This window comes from Paraburkholderia sediminicola, from assembly GCF_046027355.1.
Taxonomy (GTDB): Bacteria; Pseudomonadota; Gammaproteobacteria; order Burkholderiales; family Burkholderiaceae; genus Paraburkholderia; species Paraburkholderia sediminicola_B.
On the sequence record NZ_JAQQEK010000001.1, the window covers coordinates 58,504 to 79,632 of the forward strand.

General features: G+C 60.6%; 19 protein-coding genes. 16 read left to right on the top strand and 3 right to left on the bottom strand.

Annotated features, from left to right (window positions below; translation table 11 throughout):
• The first annotated feature begins 58 nt into the window (after positions 1-58).
• The 6 genes from PQR42_RS00275 to PQR42_RS00300 all read left to right on the top strand — a co-directional run bounded on the left by PQR42_RS00275 (position 59) and on the right by PQR42_RS00300 (position 5,579).
• A complete protein-coding gene (locus PQR42_RS00275) occupies positions 59-1,066 on the top strand; it encodes a zinc-binding alcohol dehydrogenase family protein (protein WP_408385098.1) in 1,008 nt (335 codons plus the stop codon).
• Between the two features lie 308 nt (positions 1,067-1,374).
• The gene (locus tag PQR42_RS00280; protein ID WP_408385096.1) at positions 1,375-2,733 is read left to right on the top strand and encodes an MFS transporter; all 1,359 of its coding nucleotides are present in this window, start codon (positions 1,375-1,377) and stop codon (positions 2,731-2,733) included.
• A gap of 66 nt (positions 2,734-2,799) precedes the next feature.
• Positions 2,800-3,180: a nuclear transport factor 2 family protein gene (locus PQR42_RS00285; RefSeq protein WP_408493557.1), complete on the top strand. Its 381-nt coding sequence runs from the start codon at positions 2,800-2,802 to the stop codon at positions 3,178-3,180.
• A 274-nt stretch (positions 3,181-3,454) separates the two neighbouring features.
• The gene (locus PQR42_RS00290; protein ID WP_408385186.1) at positions 3,455-3,877 is read left to right on the top strand and encodes a DoxX family protein; all 423 of its coding nucleotides are present in this window, start codon (positions 3,455-3,457) and stop codon (positions 3,875-3,877) included.
• A gap of 140 nt (positions 3,878-4,017) precedes the next feature.
• Positions 4,018-4,617 carry an NAD(P)H:quinone oxidoreductase gene (gene wrbA, locus PQR42_RS00295; protein WP_408385091.1) on the top strand — a complete coding sequence of 200 codons (600 nt, stop codon included), beginning with the start codon at positions 4,018-4,020 and terminating at the stop codon, positions 4,615-4,617.
• A 263-nt stretch (positions 4,618-4,880) separates the two neighbouring features.
• Positions 4,881-5,579, top strand: a complete 699-nt coding sequence (locus tag PQR42_RS00300; protein WP_408385184.1) for a pirin family protein — start codon at positions 4,881-4,883, stop codon at positions 5,577-5,579.
• Positions 5,580-5,638: 59 nt separating this feature from the next.
• Here PQR42_RS00300 and PQR42_RS00305 read toward each other — a convergent pair whose 3' ends face one another.
• Entirely contained in the window at positions 5,639-6,523 is an 885-nt protein-coding gene (locus tag PQR42_RS00305; protein ID WP_408217628.1) for a LysR family transcriptional regulator, read from the bottom strand.
• A gap of 102 nt (positions 6,524-6,625) precedes the next feature.
• Here PQR42_RS00305 and PQR42_RS00310 point away from each other — a divergent pair, with 102 nt between their 5' ends.
• Positions 6,626-7,498: a pirin family protein gene (locus tag PQR42_RS00310; protein WP_408385088.1), complete on the top strand. Its 873-nt coding sequence runs from the start codon at positions 6,626-6,628 to the stop codon at positions 7,496-7,498.
• 63 nt (positions 7,499-7,561) lie between these two features.
• Here PQR42_RS00310 and PQR42_RS00315 read toward each other — a convergent pair whose 3' ends face one another.
• On the bottom strand, positions 7,562-7,774 hold the full coding sequence (locus tag PQR42_RS00315) for a hypothetical protein (RefSeq protein WP_408217633.1): 213 nt from the start codon (positions 7,772-7,774) through the stop codon (positions 7,562-7,564).
• Between the two features lie 235 nt (positions 7,775-8,009).
• On the opposite strand from PQR42_RS00315, the gene PQR42_RS00320 reads away from it, so the two are divergent.
• The 9 genes from PQR42_RS00320 to PQR42_RS00360 all read left to right on the top strand — a co-directional run bounded on the left by PQR42_RS00320 (position 8,010) and on the right by PQR42_RS00360 (position 19,668).
• Positions 8,010-10,253, top strand: a complete 2,244-nt coding sequence (locus PQR42_RS00320; RefSeq protein ID WP_408217636.1) for a polysaccharide biosynthesis tyrosine autokinase — start codon at positions 8,010-8,012, stop codon at positions 10,251-10,253.
• A gap of 92 nt (positions 10,254-10,345) precedes the next feature.
• Positions 10,346-11,623, top strand: a complete 1,278-nt coding sequence (gene tviB / locus PQR42_RS00325; protein ID WP_408217639.1) for a Vi polysaccharide biosynthesis UDP-N-acetylglucosamine C-6 dehydrogenase TviB — start codon at positions 10,346-10,348, stop codon at positions 11,621-11,623.
• Positions 11,624-11,694: 71 nt separating this feature from the next.
• On the top strand, positions 11,695-12,726 hold the full coding sequence (locus PQR42_RS00330) for an SDR family oxidoreductase (protein WP_408385086.1): 1,032 nt from the start codon (positions 11,695-11,697) through the stop codon (positions 12,724-12,726).
• An 82-nt stretch (positions 12,727-12,808) separates the two neighbouring features.
• On the top strand, positions 12,809-14,173 hold the full coding sequence (gene murJ, locus PQR42_RS00335; RefSeq protein WP_408493531.1) for a murein biosynthesis integral membrane protein MurJ: 1,365 nt from the start codon (positions 12,809-12,811) through the stop codon (positions 14,171-14,173).
• Positions 14,170-15,330, top strand: coding sequence for a glycosyltransferase family 4 protein (locus PQR42_RS00340; RefSeq protein ID WP_408385082.1), 1,161 nt, complete (start codon positions 14,170-14,172; stop codon positions 15,328-15,330). The genes murJ and PQR42_RS00340 overlap by 4 nt, the downstream gene beginning before the upstream one ends.
• Positions 15,331-15,377: 47 nt before the next feature.
• Positions 15,378-16,502 carry a glycosyltransferase family 4 protein gene (locus tag PQR42_RS00345; RefSeq protein WP_408385080.1) on the top strand — a complete coding sequence of 375 codons (1,125 nt, stop codon included), beginning with the start codon at positions 15,378-15,380 and terminating at the stop codon, positions 16,500-16,502.
• 71 nt (positions 16,503-16,573) lie between these two features.
• Positions 16,574-17,764 (top strand): glycosyltransferase family 4 protein, encoded by a 1,191-nt coding sequence (locus tag PQR42_RS00350; protein WP_408385077.1) that lies wholly within the window; start codon positions 16,574-16,576, stop codon positions 17,762-17,764.
• 123 nt (positions 17,765-17,887) lie between these two features.
• On the top strand, positions 17,888-18,625 hold the full coding sequence (locus tag PQR42_RS00355) for a DUF2334 domain-containing protein (RefSeq protein WP_408385183.1): 738 nt from the start codon (positions 17,888-17,890) through the stop codon (positions 18,623-18,625).
• A gap of 65 nt (positions 18,626-18,690) precedes the next feature.
• On the top strand, positions 18,691-19,668 hold the full coding sequence (locus PQR42_RS00360) for a hypothetical protein (RefSeq protein WP_408385075.1): 978 nt from the start codon (positions 18,691-18,693) through the stop codon (positions 19,666-19,668).
• 21 nt (positions 19,669-19,689) lie between these two features.
• On the opposite strand, the gene PQR42_RS00365 is transcribed toward PQR42_RS00360, so the two are convergent.
• The gene (locus tag PQR42_RS00365; RefSeq protein ID WP_408385073.1) at positions 19,690-20,865 is read right to left on the bottom strand and encodes a glycosyltransferase; all 1,176 of its coding nucleotides are present in this window, start codon (positions 20,863-20,865) and stop codon (positions 19,690-19,692) included.
• Between the last annotated feature and the right edge of the window lie 264 nt (positions 20,866-21,129).

Here is a 21,129-nt window from a genome sequence, read left to right on the forward strand (position 1 = left end):
CTTGCACTCCGTATTGGCTAGCCGGGAAAGTTCTGCATAGGCGGCACAGGAGAATGTAATGAAGGCGATTGGTTATACAGCGAAGGGGGGCGTCGAGGTTTTGACGGACCTCGAGCTTCCGATGCCGGAGCCTGGCCCGCGCGATTTGCGGGTCGCCGTCAAGGCCGTGTCGGTGAATCCTGTCGATGTGAAGCGTCGTCGGTATGAAGATCCTTCGGAGAGTCCGCTTCCCAGAGTGCTGGGCTACGACGCGGCGGGCGTTGTCGACGCGGTTGGAAGCGACGTCACGCTCTTCAGCCCGGGTGACGAGGTCTTCTATGCGGGCGCGATGGACCGCCCCGGGACAAACTCGGAGTTTCATCTCGTCGACGAACGGATCGTCGGGCCCAAGCCGACCTCATTGTCGTTCGCCGAGGCGGCGGCCTTGCCGCTCACTTCGATAACCGCATGGGAAATGCTCTTCGACCGCATGAAGGTGCCGCGCGGCTTGCGCGCACCCTGCGGCACGCTGCTCGTCCTGAACGGAGCAGGTGGCGTCGGCTCCATGTTGATCCAGCTAGCGAACCGCCTCACGGGCCTTACTGTCATCGCTACTGCATCCCGGCCCGAAAGTGTCGAGTGGGTGCGCGCGCTGGGCGCGAAGCACGTTGCCGACCACAGCAAGCCCATCGACGAAGCGCTGCAGGCAATCGGCTTTAGTGGCGTGGACTATATCGGGGCGATCACTTCGACGCCCGGCAGTGCTCACAGTCTCTCGCGCGCGTTGAACCCCCAGGGTCATATAGCGCTGATTGACAACTTCGACGACAGCATTGCGCCGTTCAAGCCGAAGAGCATCACTGTGTCGTGGGAAATGATGTTTACCCGGTCGCTGTTCCAGACAGCCGACATGGATGCCCAGCATTGTCTGCTGAAAGAAGTGTCGGCAATGGTCGATGCCGGCGTGCTGCGGACGACGCTCACGCACGTGGAGGGGCCCTTGACGGCAGCGAATCTGCGCAAGGCCCACGAACGGATTGAGACGGGAAGGGCCATCGGAAAAACCGTGCTGGAAGGCTTCCAATGATGATTGTCGCCTGCGTGTGGCGCGGTCAGCGTCGCTTCATGGCCGGCTAGCCGATTGCGTTCGCGATGCTTGCCGCGCGGAACCCATTGACTTTGGTTATTCTATTTGCAATCATTCTATGTGAATCGAATTTGCGTCGAATTATAGTTGGCGGGATGACATGAGACTTTGCTAAAGCGCCAACTCTGGTCGACGTGCGCTGCATGGGATCGGAGTAAGCGCTAAAGCGCTAACTCCGATCGACGTGCTTTGCATGGGACCAGAGTAAGCGCTAAAGCGCTAACTCTGGTCGACACAGGAGACAAACGATGGAACGTGCTTCAGTCGTCGACGTCCAGGGCTTCATCAACAAGCACCCGTTCGGCCGCTTTCAACGGCTCATATTTTTCATGTGCTTCGTGATTGTCGTGCTGGATGGTTTCGACACCGCGGCAATCGGCTTCATCGCGCCGTCGTTACTGACTCAGTGGCATCTGGCCAAGCCCGATCTCGCACCAGTCCTGAGTGCCGCGCTGTTCGGCCTCGCGTTCGGCGCGCTCGTGTCCGGCCCTTTGTCCGACCGTGTTGGACGACGGTCCCTGATGATCGCGTCCGTGTTCCTCTTCGGTGTTGCCTGTCTCGTGTCCGCGTTCTCGACGAACATTGGTCAACTGACCGTGCTGCGCTTCATCACGGGCGTCGGCCTCGGCGCAGCCATGGCTAATGCGGTGACCATGATGGACGAGTTCTGCCCGACCCGACGCCGCGCGACCGTGACCAGTCTGATGTGCTGCGGATTTCCACTCGGCGCGGCTTTGGGCGGATTGCTCGCGGCATGGTTGATTCCCCATGCCGGCTGGCGAAGTGTTCTGATGCTGGGCGGGGTCGCGCCGATACTTCACGGTGTCCTGCTATGGGGCAAGATGCCAGAATCGGTACGCTTCATGGTTGCAAACGGCAAGCCCGTAGCGCGCATTCGCGCAACGCTCGCGCGCATCTCCGTTGAAACAATTCATGCGCGCGGGTTCGCACTGACCGAGACCGCGCCGGGAACGGGCGACAAAGGGCTCGGCCTGGTGCTGTCGCGTTCATACATCGTCGGTTCATTGATGCTCTGGCTCGCGGCCTTCATGGGCCTCCTGATTTTTTACGCGTTGATCAACTGGATGCCAATTCTGCTGAAAGATGCAGGCCTGAGCCAGAAGAGCGCAACGTTGATTTCCGCATTGTTCCCGCTCGGCGGTGTCGGCGCGGTGCTGTGCGGCGTGCTGATGGATCGCTTCAATGCCAATCTCGTGATTGCCGCGTGCTACCTGCTCGCTGCGATCAGTCTCTTTGGTATTGGCGAGACGGCGGGACACGTAGGTCTACTCGTGCCGATGGTGCTTGTGTCCGGCGTGCTGATGAATACCGCGCAAGCCTCAATAAATGCCCTTGCGGCCGCCTTTTATCCGACCGAAGGGCGTGGCACCGGCGTCGCGTGGATGCTTGGCATGGGCCGTTTTGGCGGCATTGCAGGCTCGTTTCTCGTAGCCCAACTCGTACGCTGGCACTTTACGCTTGAAGGTGTCTTCGCGACGATCGCCGTCGCCGGAGCTCTTTCCTGTATCGCTTTGCTAGTCAAGCAGTTTGCACCGCCGCACGTTTTCAGAACGGCGCCCGACGGCGTCGGATCGCTGAGTCATTGACCGGCCGGTAGTAACTGTCTCGCGATGCCGGTTATCTACGACGTCGTACTCAATCACCATTTGAAAATGTTCAGTGAGGCGTGTACAGCGGCATTCGAATATGCATCGGAGGTGTACGAGGCGGTTGATTCGAAGGACGAGCGTCGGTTAGCGCGCTTCTTGACGGAAAACTGCACGTTTGTCTATGCCAACAACGACCCCGTCATCGGACGCGCAAACGTTGCCGAGCATTCGAAGAACTTCATGGCGTTGATTGCCGGCATCAAGCATCAACTGTTTGAAGTCCGGGCATTCGACGACGTAGTGATCTCGCGGATCGAAGTGACCTACACGCGCAAGGACGGATCGACACTGACTGTGCCGGCCGTGACGATCTGGCGGGTACGCGATAGGCTAATCGACGACTACCGTATCTACATCGACGTCGCACCGCTGTTCGCGCATTGACGGACTCCTTCCGAATTGCAGGCCGGGCGCGAATGCGACGGTCGAGCTTCGACGTCTGTATGCCGGCTCGTGCCTGGCCGCCATATAGTTTCCATGCCCCATACCTCTGCGAAGCGCCAAAGATCGTCCAGATGTGATCTGGTCCACTGCGCTGCCCTGATTGATTCTTATCGTTCTGCCAAAAGCAACGATACATTGCCGCCACGGAGATATGCACACCAACATTGCGGAAGTAGCATTCATCGCAGTCGTCAATTTATCTCAGGAGATTGTCATGGATCGTTATAAGTTTCTTCCGTTGTTGGGCCGCATCTTGATCGGGGCGCCGTTTGTCATGAGTGGGCTGGGCAAGCTCGGAGCGTATGCTGCGACGGTTGGTTATATTGCCGCCATGGGTCTGCCCGTGCCGCCGCTCGCGTTCGTTGTTGCCGTGCTGACCGAACTGGGCGGCGGCTTGCTGCTGCTGTCGGGCTACAGGGCTCGCGCCGTATCGCTGGCAATGGCGGTATTCTGCGTGGTCACTGCATTGTTCTTTCATCACAACTTCGCCGATCAGAACCAGATGATTCACTTTCTCAAGAACGTGATGATGGCCGGTGGTCTTCTGCAGATCACCTACTTCGGTGCCGGCGCGTTCAGCCTCGATGCGCGCTCCGGGCGGACAGCGTCGGGCGTTTCACCTCTGACCGCGAGCTAGGAAGACGGCTCCGATGAGACGACCGCCCGATCGTCCGGATCGTCTCACCTGGATCGGCCCTTGTAGCACCACGGTGCGTGTTGTCGGGCGCACATCATTTCCCACAGTGGCATCACCGCAGATATAGGAAGGAGGTCGAAATGTCGAAAGTTCTGGTTCTATATTATTCCTCGTATGGCCATGTCGAAGCGCTGGCGGAAGCCGTCGCCGAAGGTGCGCGCTCGGCGGGCGCGACGGTCGACGTCAAGCGGGTGCCTGAGACCGCGCCGGAGGAAGTGGCGAAGGGCGCCCACTTCAAGCTCGATCAGCAAGCACCGGTTGCGACGGTCGCCGAACTCGCCAACTATGACGCGATCGTCGTCGGCACGCCGACCCGCTTCGGGCGCATCTCGTCGCAGATGGCGACGTTTCTGGATCAAGCCGGCGGTCTTTGGATGAGCGGTGCATTGAACGGCAAGGTCGGCGGTGCCTTCACTTCGACCGCCAGCCAGCACGGCGGACAGGAGGCGACGCTGTTTTCGATTATCACCAACCTCCTGCACTTCGGCATGACCATCGTAGGTCTGCCGTATAGCCACCAGGGGCAGATGACGCTGGACGAAATTGTCGGCGGCTCTCCGTATGGCGCCACGACCATCGCAGGCGCACAAGGTCAGCGCCAGCCGAGCGCTATCGAGCTCGCCGGTGCTCGCCACCAGGGCGAACTGATCGCCCGGACGGCAAACAAGCTGTTTGGCTGAACGTCATTCAAATTCGCACCGCCTACGCGTGAACGAGACGGCCAGGGGATTCCCACCTGGCCGGCACCGGTCTGGGTATCGAATCGCCCTCGGCATGCTTGTCACTGAGAAGCTGCTGGCAGGCGCCGGCCCTCATACCAGACGCTGAAACCACGGCGGAATTCACCCGAAACACCACGCTCATCACCTGCAGCGGCGCTCAATCCGGCCGATCGCACAGGCGACGCGCGCCGCATTGGCGGTGGCTCGAAACAGAGGAGAACATGCTCACACACAGACGTTGGAAATCATTGGACGGGGCGGAACGCGGCTGGCTGCGCGCGAAACACCATTTCGTGGTCAGCGCCGACGGCAATCCCGCGCACGCCGCCTTGGGTCCGCTGATTGTCTGGAACGACGACGAGATCGCGGTCGGCAGCGGTTTCCCCCTGCACGGTCACCGTGACATGGAGATCATCACGTATGTACGCCAAGGCCTGCTCGGGCATCGAGACACCTTGGGTTCCGAGGGAACGATCCACGCAGGCGATGTCCAGGTCATGAGCGCCGGCACCGGCATACGCCACGCCGAGTTCAACCAGGGCGGGGTTCCGCTCAAGCTTTACCAGATCTGGCTGCTGCCTCGTGAAGCCGGTGGTGAACCCGCATGGGATACCCGGCCGTTTCCCAGAAGTGACCGGTCAGGGCGTTTCGTAGCCTTGGCCAGCGGGTTCGCCCGCGATGAAGGTGCGCTTCCCATTCGCGCCGATGCGCGTGTGCTTGGCGCGATGCTAAAAGCAGGCGAAAGCGTTCGACACGAAATGGGTCCGGCGTGTCGCGCCTATCTCGTCGTGGCCTCGGGACGCATCGAAGTAAATGGCGAGCCCGTTGGGACGCTAGATGGCGTGGCGATCACGCAGGTCGCCGCGGTGCAGATCTCCGCCCTCGAAGATTCCGAACTGGTGATGGTGGACGCGGGCTGATTCCCTGTTTTGCGCTCCCTCTACGCAGCTCCAGTTCAGACCTAATCGCGGTAATTCGCCTACTTTCCGAGTTGTGCGATGAAGGCACGGGCGGCCGGCCCCGGCGGCGCGTCCTTGCGGTAAACAACCTTCATCGGCATCGCGACTTCGCGCGGCAGGCCTTCAATGCGAATCGTCACCAGGGTGCGACTTTCCAGGTCCTCCTTGACCATGTGCAGCGGCATATGGCCCCAGCCCAGTCCCGCCTTCAGAAACGCATGCTTGGCCCCCAGATCGCCGAGCCTCCACGTCGATGGCGACAGGACACCGAATTCGCTTCCTTGGGACAGTGCGGTTCGGTCGCTGAGGACGAGTTGCACGTGCTTTTTGATGGCGGCCGCCGATACGAGGCCGCGGCGATTCGCAAGCGGATGAGCAGGGCTCACGACGGTAACCAGCTCGAGCTCGCGCAACAGCTCGACCTGCAGTTCGTCCGTAACGATCGGCAGAGTGCCGATCACGCCAATGTTGCAAGTCCGGTCGAGCACCAGCTTCATCACACCACCCAGCGCCTCGACATAGAGCCGCAGCGGCGTGTGCGGATAATCCTTTTGCGATTGAGCCGCCGCGCTCGTCAAGCTGTCCATGGGGTACATCACGTCCATTGCCACGGAGAGCTCGGGCTCCAGACCCTCGCGCATCGCGCGCGCACGCGCCTTGAAGCCATCGATCGTGTCAGCCACGGAACGGGCGTCCAGCAGCAAGCTCTTGCCGGCGTCGGTGAGCTGCGGGTATCGGGCCGTGCGATCGAACAGTTTGACCCCGAGCTGTGCTTCGAGATTAGAGAGGGTCTGGCTAACCACCGATTGCGCACGCCGGAGCTTGCGTCCGGCCGCTGAGAAGCTGCCTTCATCGACCGCCGCGATGAAGGTCCGAAGCTGGTCCAGGGTAAGGCCGTCAAGCATGTCCATCGCTCCTGACGATAGGTGAAATCTAAAAATATAGGCTTTTAAGATGGAGTGCAAGCTCTTACCTTACGGGTATCGCTATTTTCTAGAGGCAGAGCCATGAACATCGACACAGCCGTACTCAACCCGATTCAGGAAACAACGCTGGCGCCGCGCCGGATCGCTTTTCGCACCGGCGGCAGCGCGCACGGCGGCATTACTCGTCTGGCCAGTCCCTCCGATATCGGAGAATGGATCAAGCCTTTTGTGTTCCTCGATCACGCCGTGGTCGTGCCGACCGGCAAGCCGATGTTCGGGTTCCACCCGCACTCGGGCATTGCAACACTCACGACCGTGCTGAGTGGCGGCATCTCCTATGCGGACACGACCGGCAAGCATGGCGAGCTTCCAGCCGGCGGCCTCGAATGGATGAAGGCCGGCAATGGTGTCTGGCACGACGGCAACGTATTGCCGGGCGAAACCGTACGCCTCTTTCAACTCTGGGTCGCGCTACCGCCTTCGATGGAGAATTCGCCGCCGGAAAGCCAGTACATTTCGCCGGCCCAGGTCCAGCGCGATGGGCCGGTCCGCGTGATCCTCGGCCGCCACGGATCCGCGGCGAGCGACATTCGCGCGCCGGAAGGCATCAACTACTTCCACGTTCAACTGAGCGCGGGAGAGACCTGGCGATATGTGCCGCCTGCCGGGCACAACGTCGCGTGGCTGGCGATCGACAAGGGCCGCCTGAACGCGTCCGAGCCGATCGAGGCAGGGCAGCTCGCCGTGTTTGAGGAATCCGACAGGGCGCCCATTGAGTTGCACGCCGAGGAGGCGACGTCGTTCGTCATCGGCTCCGCTATCAAGCACCCGTATCCACTGGTGCTCGGCCACTACTCGGTGCATACGAATTCAGACGCGCTTGCGCAGGGCGAGGCCGAGATACGCCGCGTCGGTCGCGAACTAGCCGCGCAGCGTCGCAGCACTGCGGTGTGAAATACCTGATGCAGTAGCTCGTCCGCGAAGGCGTCATCGTCTTCTGGAAAGGGCAAGCCGCGTCTAGAACGTGGCAAGCTCACCAGCCTTCTTATAGTCGCTGTCTGTCAGGTGATGTTCGGAAGCATCGCCTGACGTGTCCATCACACAATCCAAAAATTGGTTGCCGCCCGGCTGCGGACCTGCGGTTTCCTGACCTCCCTGAAAACGCCGGGAGACTCTGCCTGCGCGCGGCAGCAGAGCACCGTGAAAACTCGAATCTGTCTGGTCGGACATTTTGTGGTTTTCCCTCATTTAAAAAAATCCGATTTCCACTTCCCGAAGAGTTCGGTAAGCCACTTATAGCGAATAAGCACCGGGATGATTGTGTGCACTACCGCGCATACTTGGTGCAGCACGGTGCCGTATTGTGGCGTCAGGGAAAAGGACCATTACTGCTAAATCGCGCATTTCCCTCGTTCGAATCCGCTTGCATAAGCGGTCAAATAAAACTACGTGACGAGACGTGCCCATGAAACACAAAAATCTAGCGTTAGAGGGATTATCCGAACGTAATGATGAATTCGATCCTGGATCGATCATCGATACGTTGATTAATCACCGCGTAATGATCGCCGCGATAACAATGGCGTTCATTTTGATGGGCGCCTTGTACGCGTTCTGCGCGACGCCGATCTATCGAGCAAGTATCTCGATCAGGGTCGAGGACAATTCGCCAACCGCGCTGCCGGATTCGAAGGATCTGGTGCGCAATGCGTCGTCGCTGTTCCAGGAGAAGTCCTCGGCCGAAAGCGAAATGCAGATCCTGAGGTCGAAAGCCATCGCCATGCAGACGGTGGATTACCTCAAGCTCTACATCGATGCCGAGCCGAAGCGCTTGCCGGTGCTCGGCGGGCTGATCGCGCGGCACACCGACACACGGATGACGCCCGGACTCTTCGGCTGGGGCGGCTTCGTCTGGGGTGACGAATCGATCAGCGTGGCGACGTTCGAAGTGCCGAGGAAACAGGAAGGCAACGCGTACACCGTCACCGCATTGTCCGGCGGCCAGTATCAGTTGCGCGGGCCGGGACTGGAACAGCCGGTCACCGGACGAGTCGGCGTCGACGAGCAATTCGAAAGCAGCCACGGGCCGATCAATCTGCTCGTGAGCAAGATCGACGGCGAGAGCGGCGCCGTGTTTAACCTCACGCGCCACTCGCGTCAGCAGGCCCTCGAACAGCTGCAAAAGGGCCTCCAGATCGACGAGCAAGGCAACAAGTCGAATGTGCTGGGCGTCATTCTGGAAGGCCGCGACCCGGTTCTCGTGACCAACATCCTCAACGATATCGGCGCGGTGTATGTGCGCCAGAACGTGAACCAGAAGGGTGCCAACGCCGAGAAGTCGCTGAACTACCTCGAGCAGCAGCTGCCGGGAGCGAAGCGCCAGATGGAGCAGGCGGAAGAAGCCTATAACACCTATCGCAACAGTCACGGACTTCTGGATGCGGACGAGGAAAGCCGTCTCATCCTGCGACAGGCCACTGAAGCGGACTCGCGCCTCTACGACCTCAAGCGTCAGCGCCAGGACCTGACCGCTCACTTGACGGCCGAGCACCCGAGTGTGGTGGCGATAGACCAGCAGATCGCCAGCACCAACAAGTACGTCGAGAGTCTCGCGAGCCGCGTCAAGGCCATGCCGACGGCGGAGCAAGGTGCGCTGCGCCTGATGCGGGACATGCGCATGACATCCGACATGTACGCGGCGTTGCGTAGCAACATCGACACCCTGCGGCTGGTCAAGGCCGGTCAGTCCGCATCCGTGCAGCTGCTGGATACCGCGGATGTGCCGGAGCGGCCGGTCAAGCCCGCGAAATCGCTCGTGCTGCTGATCGCGGCAGTGCTGGGGCTGTTCGTCGCTGTCGGGCTGGCCTTCCTGCGCGATTATCTGTTCAAGGGCGAGGCCGATCCGGAAGCGCTGGAATCGCGCACCGGCCTGACCGTGTACGCGACGATCCCGGTCAGCGATCAGCAACTCCAACTGACGCAGAAAATGTCCACCAGGGGCGAAGAACAGCTGGCTCTGGCTTTCCGCTACCCGATGGACCCGGCGGTAGAAGCGCTGCGCACGATGCGCGCGTCGCTGCAATACGCGATGAACGGCGATCGCAACAACGTGGTGATGCTCGCGGGGCCGTTGCCGGGTATCGGCAAGTCGTTCCTGTCAGCCAATCTCGGCACCTTGCTCGCCTCAGGCGGCAAGCGCGTGCTGCTGGTGGACGGTGACTTGCGCCGCGGCCATCTGAACCAGTACTTCGGCTTGCCACGCGCTGCGGGACTTGCCGATCTGATCGCCGGCACTGGTTCGCTCGAAGACACCGTGCATAAGGAAGTGCTGCCGAATCTCGATGTCCTGCAGTGCGGAGAGTATCCGCACGACCCGGCCGAACTGTTGTTGAGCAGCAATTTCAGGGCAACCATTCGTGCCGCTTCAGAGCGCTACGACATTGTGCTGCTCGACGCGCCCGCCATCCTTGCCGTGTCGGATACGGTGACCATGGCGCCCGTCGCCGACTCGATATTCATGGTCGCGCGTTTCGCCGATACGCGCGCCGGCGAGATCTCGGAATCGGTCAAGCGTCTGGCGCAAACGGGTTCGAAAGTGGAGGGGATTCTGCTGAACGGATTTAAGGTCAGTCGCGGCAATTACGCCCAGTCGCGCCGCTACGGCGGCTACGCATACGACGCCTACTACTCCGATTCGGCAATGAAATAGCGCGCGTAGCCCCGTGCAAGGGTCCAGTGCTGCTGGACCTTGCCCGGGGTTTTGAAGAAGACGCGTATCCATAATAAAGGGGAGCAACAATCATGCATTCGTTAAACGAGCTGAAACTCGCCGTGGTCGGTCTTGGCTATGTTGGATTGCCACTTGCGGTGGAATTCAGCAAGCGTCGTCCGGTGGTGGGGTTTGACATCAACGGCGTGCGCATCTCGGCGTTACGTGAAGGACGCGACATCACGCTCGAAGTCAGCGACGAAGAACTGGCCGCGGCCACGGGCATGAAATTCACGTCAGACGTGGAGGACCTCAATGCCTGCAACGTGTACATCGCAACCGTTCCGACGCCGATCGACGACTACAAGCGTCCTGACCTCAGGCCCTTGATCGGCGCCAGCGAGACCATCGGCAGCGTGCTGAAAAAGAATGACGTGGTGATCTATGAATCGACCGTCTATCCGGGTGCGACGGAAGAGGAATGCGTGCCGGTTCTCGAGCGGACGTCGGGGCTGAAATTCAACGTGGATTTCTTTGTCGGCTACAGTCCCGAGCGGATCAATCCTGGCGACAAGGCGCACCGCGTGACCGATATCAGAAAGGTCACATCGGGATCGACGCCGGAGACCGCCGACCTCGTCGATGAGCTGTACCGCGAAATCATCGTCGCGGGCACGCACAAGGCGAGCAGCATTCGCGTCGCCGAGGCGGCCAAGGTCATCGAGAACACGCAGCGCGACGTCAACATCGCGCTGATCAACGAGCTGTCGATCATCTTCAACAAGATGGGAATCGACACGGAGTCGGTCTTGCAGGCAGCCGGAACCAAATGGAACTTTCTGCCCTTCAGACCGGGTCTGGTGGGCGGGCATTGCATCGGCGTCGATCCGTATTATCTGACGCACAAGGCGCAGGCAATTGGATACCACCCGGAGATCATCCTCGCCGGCCGGCGCCTGAACGACAGCATGGGCGGTTACGTTGCGTCGCAACTGGTGAAGGCGTTGACCAAGCGGCAGATCGGCGTCGCCGGTGCCCGCGTGTTGATCATGGGTCTGACATTCAAGGAAAATTGTCCGGATCTGCGCAACACCCGGGTGGTCGACATCGTTGCCGAGTTGCGGGAGTACGGCGTCGAAGTCGATGTCTACGATCCATGGGTCTCGAAAGAGGAGGCCCGGCGCGAACACAACCTGGACCCCATCGAGCATCCCGCCGACGGCGTCTACGACGCGACGATTCTGGCCGTCGCGCACAGCCGGTTCCTGGAATTGGGCGCGCAAGCCATTCGTGTCTTCGGCAAGCCCGGGCATGTACTGTACGACCTGAAGTACTTGCTGCCTGTAGAGGCCAGTGATCTGCGTCTCTAGCAGACCCCTGAGCCCATCGCACGCTACGCCATCACGACGTGATGGCCTCCTCATCTTATCCGGAGGCATCGATGCCTGATCGCTACGACACAATACGGCGGCAACTCGCCGGGCATCCGCAGAAGTGGTTGATTACCGGCGTGGCCGGCTTTATCGGTTCGAATCTGCTGGAAGCGCTGCTCAAGCTCGACCAGACCGTGGTCGGACTCGACAACTTTTCCACCGGCTATCAGCGCAACCTCGACGAAGTACGCTCCGTCGTTTCGCCGGAGCAATGGCAGCGCTTCAGATTCATTGAAGGCGATATCCGGCGTCTGGAAGATTGCGTGAGCGCCGTCAATGGCGTCGATCACGTGCTGCATGAGGCGGCGCTGGGTTCGGTGCCGCGTTCGGTGGTCGACCCGATCGCGACCCACGAAGTGAACGTCAGCGGCTTCCTCAATATGCTTGTGGCCGCGCGCGACGCGCAAGTGTCGAGCTTCACGTATGCCGCATCGAGCGCGACGTATGGCGACCATCCCGGCTTGCCGAAAGTCGAAGACCAGATCGGGCAGCCGCTTTCACCGTACGCCGTCACGAAGTACGCCAATGAACTGTACGCATCGGTGTTTGCTCGTGCCTACGGCTTCAAGACGATCGGCCTGCGTTACTTCAATGCGTTCGGTAAGCGCCAGGATCCGGACGGCGCTTACGCCGCGGTCATTCCCAGATGGACGGCGGCGCTCATTGCCGGCGACGACGTCGTGATCAATGGCGACGGCGAAACCAGCCGGGACTTCTGCTTTGTCGACAACGTGGTGAAGGCGAACATCCTGGCGGCGACGGCGGATGAGGCGGCAAGGAACGAGGTGTACAACGTCGCCGTCGGCGATCGCACAACGTTGATCCAGCTCTACGACGGCTTGCGGTCCGTGCTCACCGACAACGGTGTTTCCTGCGACAAGCGCCCGGTGTTCGGGCCTTTTCGCGCCGGCGATGTCCGGCATTCACAGGCGAATGTCGAAAAGGCGGAACGGCTGCTGGGCTATGAGAACACGATTCCCCTGGTAGAAGGCTTGTCCAAAGCGATGCCCTGGTACATCGAGTTCGTATCGCAAAGGTGATGTCTTCAGACGCCCGGTCTCACGGGCGTGCTTCGGCATGACGGATGCGCAACGCGTTGATCTTTTTAAGGCAGTAACGTCAATGTCTCAGATCGCAGGTTGGCGAAGCCGTCTGCTGCAGATTCATCCTGATCATTCGCGGATCGCACGCAGTGCGGTCTGGGTTTCGATGTTCGCGCTCATCGGCAAGTCGGCGGGTGCGTTCAAGGAAATGGCGATCGCGTATCGCTACGGCATCAGCAATGTCGTCGATGCCTATCAGCTCACGCTCACGCTGATCACCTGGCTGCCGGCTACATTCGTCGCTGTCCTGAGCGTCGTGCTCGTGCCGGCTTTCGTCGAGCTGCGCGGGAGGCCCAGGCAGGAGCAAGCGAAGTTTCTCGGCGAACTCGACGTGATGGCGATTTTCGTCGGCCTGGTGTTCGCGGTCATGCTCTATTTCTCCTGGCCCTATGCACTCGACCTGATGGCGCGCAACCTGTCGGAAGAGACCCGCGTGATGTCGCGCCGGATGATGCTCGGCATGGCGCCGGTCGGCGTCGTCATGCTGACGATCTGTGTCTATGCGGCACGGCTCCAGGCACGCGAAAAACATGTCAACACGCTGCTGGAGTGCGTGCCGGCGGTCGTGTTGCTGGGCTTCGTGCTGGCTTGGCACGATGCAAGCTCCCCCGCGCCGTTGATCTGGGGCAGCACGCTCGGCTTCCTCCTCCAGGCGGTGATATTGGGCGTGCTTTCCGGGCGTGCCGACAATATCCGCGCGCGACTCAGCTTCTCTCTCAGCTCGCCGCAGTGGCCGTACATGTACCGCGCGGTCGGCGTGTTCATGATCGGCCAGTTCATCATGAGTCTGGCTACGCCGCTGGACCAGTATTTCGTGGCGGGTCTCGGCGACGGCAACATCGCGACGCTCGGCTATGCCAGCCGCGTGCTCGGCCTGCTCGTCAGCATTGGCGCCGTGGCGATCAGCAGGGCGACCTTGCCGGTTTTATCGGAGCTGTTGAGTGCAGGAGACAACGTTCGTGCCCGAAGCATCGCGCTAAAGTGGTCGCTGTTCATGTTGGCGATCAGCGGCGTGGTGGTGGTGGTGGCGTGGCTTCTCGCGCCGATGGCGGTGAAGCTGCTGTTTCAGCGCGGCGCCTTTAGCGCTGCGGACACCGTGGCGGTGTCCAGCCTGTTTCGCTGGGGATTGATTCAGATACCGTTCTACTTCTCGGTACTGGTGCTGGTTCAGCTCTTTGCAAGCCAAGGTCGCTTTAAAGCAATGGCCGGCATCGCGGTCGTGAACTTCGCTGTAAAGGCCGTCGCGAATTACTTCCTGATTCGATGGGTCGGCATCACGGGGGTCGTTCTTGCAACCGGCGTGATGGGCGCCAGTTCGTTCGTATGCTATCTGTCTCTCACGTTGTCAAACGGGTCATTAAAGAACAAGACGGGTCCGCTATGAAGATTCTGCTGTTCATCCATTCCTTGCATTACGGCGGTGCGGAGCGCGTGGCAATGAACCTGTCGAGCGAATGGGTCGCGCAAGGCCTGAATGTCAGTGTCGTGACGCTGACATCCACGGCAAGCGACTTCTATGCGCTACACGACTCGGTCGAACGCATTACCCTCGACCTCGCGGGGGGCAGCGACGGTTTGGCGGGCGCGATATTCGCGAATGCGCGCCGGATGCTGGCTCTGCGCCGCGTGCTCAGACAGGTGAAACCGGATGTCGTGCTCGGCATCGAGACGCGGCCGTCGATCCTCGCCATCCTGGCCGGCCTCGGCCTGCCCTGCAAGGTGATAGCGACAGAGCACATTCATCCGCCGATGCTCTTCGAAGGAAAGCTCTGGGAGTGCCTGCGCCGCTGGACGTACCCCCTCGCGGACAAAGTCGTCGCGCTGACGCAGAAAAGCAAGGTGTGGTTGCAGGACAACTGCAATTGCAAGGCCGTCACCGTGATTCCGAATTCGATCTCGCTGCCGATTCCTGTCGTGGAGCCGGTCGTGCCGCCGCAGCAGGTGGTCGGCGCCGGGCGTCGCGTATTGCTTGCGGCGGGGCGCATGGCCGAGCAGAAGGGCTTCGATATTCTGATCGATTCCTTCGACCGGATCGCGAGCAATTTTCCGGCGTGGGATCTCGTCATTCTCGGAGATGGCGATGACCGGCGCTCGCTCGTCGAACAGGTCGCGGCCGCGGGATTGAATGAGCGCGTGCTGCTGCCGGGCCAGGTCGGCAATATGCCTGACTGGTACGAGCGTGCGGACCTCTACGTGCTGAGTTCGCGATTCGAAGGCTTCTCGATGACGATCGTCGAGGCGATGGCCAGCGGCTGCGCGGTGGTGAGCTTCGACTGCGACGCGGGTCCCGGAGACATCATCACGCACGGCCATGACGGTCTGCTGGTTCGTGAGGTCGGTGACCCGCAAGAGCTCGCCAATGCGTTGTCGACCTTGATGAGCGATGACGAGACCCGGGCACTCATGGCATCGCGCGCGCGTGCTGTCGTCGACCGGTTTTCGGTGGCCAGGGTCTTCTCGATGTGGCGTGACGTGTTCACGCAAACCGGCGTGAGACCTGCGGGAATCATCGATCGTCCTTCCGTGCGGGTGACGGAGTGAACCCCACGCTGCTTCCAATCGTCAAGCGGGCGGAGACCTGACATTCCATGAATATCGTTTTGTTCATTAGCGCGATGCAGGATGGGGGTGCCGAGAGTGTCGCGGCGACTCTGGTCAATGCCTGGGTCGAGCGGGGCGACTCGGTCACGCTTGTCGCCACGTATTCCGGGCGGAGCACCTGCAATTACCCCGTGTCAGAGCGCGTGAAGTTCGTCTACCTGGCTGACCTGGTGACGCGGCGAGGCCGGGGGCCCGTCGCCTTTATCGAGCGCATGAGTGCGTTGCGCGCGCTGATGCGCGAGAGCAGGGCGGATGTGATCGTGTCGTTTCTGACGAATGTGAATGTCGCGACGATTCTCGCATCACGAGGGCTCGGCATTCCGATAATCGTGAGCGAGCACACCAATCCGCTTGCCGATCGCCGATCGTTGTTATGGCGACTGCTATGCCGGTTTATCTATCCGAAGGCAGATCTCCTGACCCTGCTGACCGACGACGTAGTCGCGCCGTTCAGAAAAGTCGTGCCGGGAATGAAGGATATCGCGGTGATGCCCAATCCACTGCCCGATGAACTGTTCGTGCAGCAACGGCAACAAGCCACGGCACGCAAGCGCGTCATTTCGCTGGGGCGGCTGAACAGGACAAAGCAGTTCGATTTGCTGATTCGCGCCTTTTCACTGCTGGCGGACGATTGCCCTGATTGGGACTTGTGGATCTGGGGAGAAGGACCGGAGCGCGCCGCACTGGAGGCTCAGATCGAGCAACTGCACATGGGGCAACGGATCTTCCTGCCTGGACGGACGCTGACCCCTTGGAGCGAGCTGGCGAGAGGCCAGGTCTTTGCGATGTCGTCGAGTCATGAAGGCTTGCCCATGGCGCTGATGGAAGGGATGGCGATTGGACTGCCTGTCGTGTCATTCGACTGTCCTAGCGGACCGCGGCAGTTGACGCGAAACGGCGAGGACGGGCTGCTCATCCCGCCAGGCGACGCGCATTCCATGGCTGCCGCGTTACGCCTACTGATTTCGGACGACCCGCTGCGCGCCGAGTTGGGCAGGAAGGCCGCCATGTCGGTACGGGAGCGCTATTCGCTGAAAGCGGTATTAAAGATCTGGGACGAGTTGTTCGAGCGGGTCGGCGCGCGCGCCAGGCCTGTTGAATCAACGCATTGAAATGAACCGATAGCATCGTTGCGGTCTTGACCTGCCGCATCCACAAAAAGCTCAGAGATTCAGGAGCGGACATGAACGGACGTAAAGTTGTTCTCTTTGCCAACACCGACTGGTATCTCTACAACTTCCGCCTCTCGCTGGCGCAGAAGCTGCGGCAAGACGGCTATGAAGTGGTGTTGCTATCGCCGCCGGGCGAGTTCGGGCCGAAGCTGCAAGCACTGGGGTTCAGCTGGCATGCCATGCCGATGAATCGTCGAAGCCTCAATCCGTTGCGCGAACTCGGGGTGCTCGCGTGGCTCGTGCGGTTTCTTCAGCGTGAAAAGCCCGACCTCGTGCACGGTTTCACGATCAAGAGCGCGGTGTACGGATCGCTGGCGAGCAAGCTTGCCGGCGTGCCCGCGCGAATCAATGCCGTCGCCGGCATGGGTTACGTCTTCACGAGCCGGGATCTGAAAGCCCGCGTGCTGCGGCCTATCGTGCGCCAGTTGATGCGCTCCGCGCTGAATGGCCGGCGAAATGCGCTGATACTGCAGAATCCGGACGACGTCGCGGTTTTCAAACGGGCGAGAATTGTCGATGACCGGTCGATACGGCTCATCAAGGGATCCGGAGTGAACTGTTCGCGGTTCTCCGCCCGGCAGGAGACCAATGAGCAAACCCGGGCTCCATTGCGGGTCGTGCTGGCTGCCCGCCTGTTGTGGGACAAAGGAATTGCCGAGTACGTCGAGGCGGCCCGGGCCCTGAGAAATGAAAACCGCTCGGTGAGGTTTTTTCTTGCCGGCTCCCCCGACGACGGCAATCCCGCCTCTGTCTCCCGCGAACTCGTCGAAGGGTGGGTCAACGAAGGCCTTCTCACGTGGCTCGGGCATGTCAGCGATATGCCGAAGCTGCTGTCCGAAGTGGACGTCGTCGTGCTTCCGAGCTACCGCGAAGGCTTGCCCAAGACGCTGATCGAGGCGGCCGCGTGCGCGTTGCCGCTGATCACGACCGATGCGCCGGGCTGCCGTGAGGTCGTGAGCAGCACGGGAGAAGACGGCTTGCTCATTCCCGTGCGCGACAGCGCCGCGCTGGCCGACGCGATCCGCCGCCTGGACGACGACCGGGGGCTCTGCCGCAAACTCGGTCTGGCGGCGCGGGAAAAAGCCCTGAGCGAATTCGACGAATCGATCGTGATCAGCAAGACGCTGCGGGTCTATAGCGAATTGCTGGACCCCGTGCCTCACGAAGTCGGCATGGCGAGTCAGCGCGAGCGGCAGATTTGAACCCGGCTGGCGTTTCCCTGCGGATATCCGTCGGACGGCAGGGCAAGTCTCGCATCGATGCGTAATCACGAGGCTTGCTCCGAGACAGACTTAAAGAAATATCGTGAAGGAGATTGAGTGGCTATGGTCGCTCCAAAATTCATACTGCGCTTCGATGACGTCACCCCGGAAATGGCCTGGTCGCGATTCGATCCCTTCGATGAGCTTTCCATGGATCAGGATCTGCCGTTGCTCGTCGGCGTCGTGCCGAACTGCCTCGATCAGACGCTCGTCGTCGAGCCGGCGAGAGACGCGTTCTGGGATGCGGTCCGCGGCTGGGTCGATCGCGGCTGGAGCATCGCGCAGCACGGATACACCCATCAGTACGTCACCCAGCATCCCGGGCTTTTGCGTCTTGGCAGCAAATCGGAACTGGCCGGCCTTTCATACGAGGAGCAGTTTTCCAAGCTGCAGGCGGGAAAGACGATCCTCCAGGAACAAGGCGTCTGGCAGCCGGTATTCATGGCGCCTTCCCACTCGTTCGATGAAGCGACGCTCCGCGCACTGGCCGATCTGGACTTCAAGTACCTGACGGACGGAAGCGGCGTCTATCCGTACAAATTCGGCGCTCTGACCGCGGTGCCGCAGTTGTTCGCAACGCCGCTGCATTTCGGCTTTGGCGTGTATTCCATCTGCCTGCATGTGAATACGCTAAGCGAGGCGGAGATCGATGGAATCATCGGCTTCGTGAAGAAAAACCGCTCGCGCTTCATCTCCTTTGAAGAGGCCGCGAGCGTTGAAGCCCCCGTCCCAGGCGTCGCGATGGCGATGCGCTTTTTAACATCTACCCCATTGCGTGCCATGCGCCGCATGAGGGGCTGAACTTCTTATGGGGGTGTACGGTGCGAAATAGCCGAAGAGCGGTGAATGCCTTTCTCCTCAGCAGCATGGTGGGTGCGATCACCCGCCCGCTCGCTGCGGTGGCCGACGTCGTGACCAATCAGCGCGCCTCGGGCGACGAGGTCGTCGATCGATGGTTCGGCGTTAGCGCGGACGGCAAGACCAATGACCGTGCCGCGCTTCAAAAGGCAGTCGACAGTTCAATCGGCAAGACACTGGTCATCACGGGCCCATGCAGGATCGATGCGCAAGGGCTGCATATGCGCAGTAACAGCCGCGTGCGCTTCGCTCCCGGCGCGTCGCTCAAACTGCTGCCTCATGACACGCAAAACTATGAGGTCATCCGTATCTGGGACGTGCGGCACGTGCGCCTGGAAAATCCTCGCGTCGACGGCAGTAAAGAACTGAACACCGTGACAGGCGGGGAGTGGGGCATGGGCATATCCATTGCAGGGAGCACCGATGTGACGATACTTTCCCCCAGCACGACCAACTGTTGGGGAGACGGCATCTATATCGCGAACAGCTTCGGCAAAGGCCTGGCTTACTCGAGCGACGTCCGGGTGATGAATCACTATGCCTCCGGCTGCCGTCGGCAAGGGGTGTCGATCATCAGCGGCAGGAATATCCTGTTCGATCATCCCGTGTGGGAAAACATCGCCGGTACGCTTCCTTCCGCCGGACTCGACATCGAGCCGAACGGAAACACGGACGTTATCGAAAACATCCGGATCGTCAATCCGACGACACGACACTGCCAGTTCGGCATTCTCGTCTATCTGGAGGCACTGCCGGGAAGCCAGGAAAAGTACGTCAGCGTCGTGATCAGTGGACACAAGGATGAAGACAGCAGGGAAGCGGCCTACAGCGTATCCGGATTGGAGACGAAAGGCCGCATTGTCACCGGCTATATCACGAGCAATTCGCCGACGTGGATTCGTCCGAGGAGAGACGCCTTTGTCAGCACCGACTATGACCGAGCGGGACCGAAGATCGATATCACGAACCCCACGATCGTCCGGTAGCGGCGTTCAATAGCGTGACGCTCAACGCGTTACGCCTTTCGCACGCAGCAATGTCGCGTACATGTCCCGATACTTCTGCCAGCAAACCGTAATAGAAAAGCATTCGACAATCCGCTCGCGCGCCAGCTTGCCAAGTTTCTCACGCTGCTCAAGACTCAACGTCGCCATCTCTTCAAGCGCATCCGACAAACTGACGGGATCGCGCGGCGGCACAACCAGCCCGGTGTCGCCGACGAGCTGGCCGGTATCGCCGACGTCCGTGACCACGCACGGAACGCTGCAGGCCATCGCTTCGCCGACGACCGTCGGCAAGCCTTCTGTGCGGGACGAGAGGCACAGCATGTCGAACGCCGGCATGATTCGATGCAAGTCATTGCGGGCGCCCAGCAAGTGGCATACGCTGGTCAAGCCAAGTTCGTTCATCGTGCGTCCGAGCGCCTTATTGTTGGCATCGACATCCTTGCCGACCATGACGAAATGGCACTCCGGCACGCGCTGATGAAGCAGCGCGGCCGCACGCAGGAAGTTATCGTAATCCTTGGCGGGATTGGAGCGTCCCACGATGCCAATCAGTATCGAGCGTGGCGGCAAGCCCAGCGAGTTCAGGAGCGTAGCCCTTGCGGTGGCGTCCGGCGCGAACTTGCGAACGTCGAAGCCGTTATGGATCACGCGCATCCTGGCGCGATCGTAACCGTACTCGGCGTGAGTCTTGTAGGACGCGTTGGCGCAGCAAACGACCGAGTCCGGCAACTGATTGGAAGTCATTGCGCCGATTCGCGCAAGCGTATTCAGAACGCGCCCGACCTTGACCGTAGGCACTTCGGTTCGATGGATGCCCCAGACGAGCACGAACCGGTGGCGATGCCCTCTGAGCCGAAACATCAGCCGCGCCAGCAGCGCCGCCACGCCGCCGAAAATATCCGCGTGATACATCCATGTCTGGACGACATCGGGGTTGGCCTTGACGATCCACCTGGCCAGTCGAATCAGGAGCAGCGGATTCGGAATACCGGGCCGCATTCCCAGCACCCTGACCTCGGCGCCCGCGGCGCGCAGACGCTCCGCCATGATATCCAGCGACGACAGGGAAATGATGACGTGCGTGCCGCCGGCGCTGCGCGACTCCGAAACGAGGTTCAGCAGCAGCGTTTCGGCGCCGCCCAAACCGAGGCCCGAGATTATATGGACGATTTTCATTTCGTTCGCACGGTGCGGCATTCGTTGATGTAAACCCGTATCTTTTTCGATTAGGCAAACAAGTTTCATTTGCAGACGGCACTCAATTCCACAAAAACCATTCATGCCTTGCGGACGGCCGCCTTTTTTCTGTCGCGTCGTTTTAACGGAGTTGATATCCATAGTCACGGTAAGACTGGTGAAAGGCTAAGTGATCGTGCAGTCGCCTTACCGTTCGGCATCGAACACAGACCGGGACAATTGTCCGCGGCAATTGCGGATGCG

Bases quoted from the DNA above. Each gene is read 5' to 3' on its own strand.
- PQR42_RS00275 (WP_408385098.1), top strand. From the start codon at position 59: ATGAAGGCGATTGGTTATACAGCGAAGGGGGGCGTCGAGGTTTTGACG.
- PQR42_RS00280 (WP_408385096.1), top strand. From the start codon at position 1,375: ATGGAACGTGCTTCAGTCGTCGACGTCCAGGGCTTCATCAACAAGCAC.
- PQR42_RS00285 (WP_408493557.1), top strand. From the start codon at position 2,800: ATGTTCAGTGAGGCGTGTACAGCGGCATTCGAATATGCATCGGAGGTG.
- PQR42_RS00290 (WP_408385186.1), top strand. From the start codon at position 3,455: ATGGATCGTTATAAGTTTCTTCCGTTGTTGGGCCGCATCTTGATCGGG.
- wrbA (WP_408385091.1), top strand. From the start codon at position 4,018: ATGTCGAAAGTTCTGGTTCTATATTATTCCTCGTATGGCCATGTCGAA.
- PQR42_RS00300 (WP_408385184.1), top strand. From the start codon at position 4,881: ATGCTCACACACAGACGTTGGAAATCATTGGACGGGGCGGAACGCGGC.
- PQR42_RS00305 (WP_408217628.1), bottom strand. From the start codon at position 6,523: ATGCTTGACGGCCTTACCCTGGACCAGCTTCGGACCTTCATCGCGGCG.
- PQR42_RS00310 (WP_408385088.1), top strand. From the start codon at position 6,626: ATGAACATCGACACAGCCGTACTCAACCCGATTCAGGAAACAACGCTG.
- PQR42_RS00315 (WP_408217633.1), bottom strand. From the start codon at position 7,774: ATGTCCGACCAGACAGATTCGAGTTTTCACGGTGCTCTGCTGCCGCGC.
- PQR42_RS00320 (WP_408217636.1), top strand. From the start codon at position 8,010: ATGAAACACAAAAATCTAGCGTTAGAGGGATTATCCGAACGTAATGAT.
- tviB (WP_408217639.1), top strand. From the start codon at position 10,346: ATGCATTCGTTAAACGAGCTGAAACTCGCCGTGGTCGGTCTTGGCTAT.
- PQR42_RS00330 (WP_408385086.1), top strand. From the start codon at position 11,695: ATGCCTGATCGCTACGACACAATACGGCGGCAACTCGCCGGGCATCCG.
- murJ (WP_408493531.1), top strand. From the start codon at position 12,809: ATGTCTCAGATCGCAGGTTGGCGAAGCCGTCTGCTGCAGATTCATCCT.
- PQR42_RS00340 (WP_408385082.1), top strand. From the start codon at position 14,170: ATGAAGATTCTGCTGTTCATCCATTCCTTGCATTACGGCGGTGCGGAG.
- PQR42_RS00345 (WP_408385080.1), top strand. From the start codon at position 15,378: ATGAATATCGTTTTGTTCATTAGCGCGATGCAGGATGGGGGTGCCGAG.
- PQR42_RS00350 (WP_408385077.1), top strand. From the start codon at position 16,574: ATGAACGGACGTAAAGTTGTTCTCTTTGCCAACACCGACTGGTATCTC.
- PQR42_RS00355 (WP_408385183.1), top strand. From the start codon at position 17,888: ATGGTCGCTCCAAAATTCATACTGCGCTTCGATGACGTCACCCCGGAA.
- PQR42_RS00360 (WP_408385075.1), top strand. From the start codon at position 18,691: ATGGTGGGTGCGATCACCCGCCCGCTCGCTGCGGTGGCCGACGTCGTG.
- PQR42_RS00365 (WP_408385073.1), bottom strand. From the start codon at position 20,865: ATGAAAATCGTCCATATAATCTCGGGCCTCGGTTTGGGCGGCGCCGAA.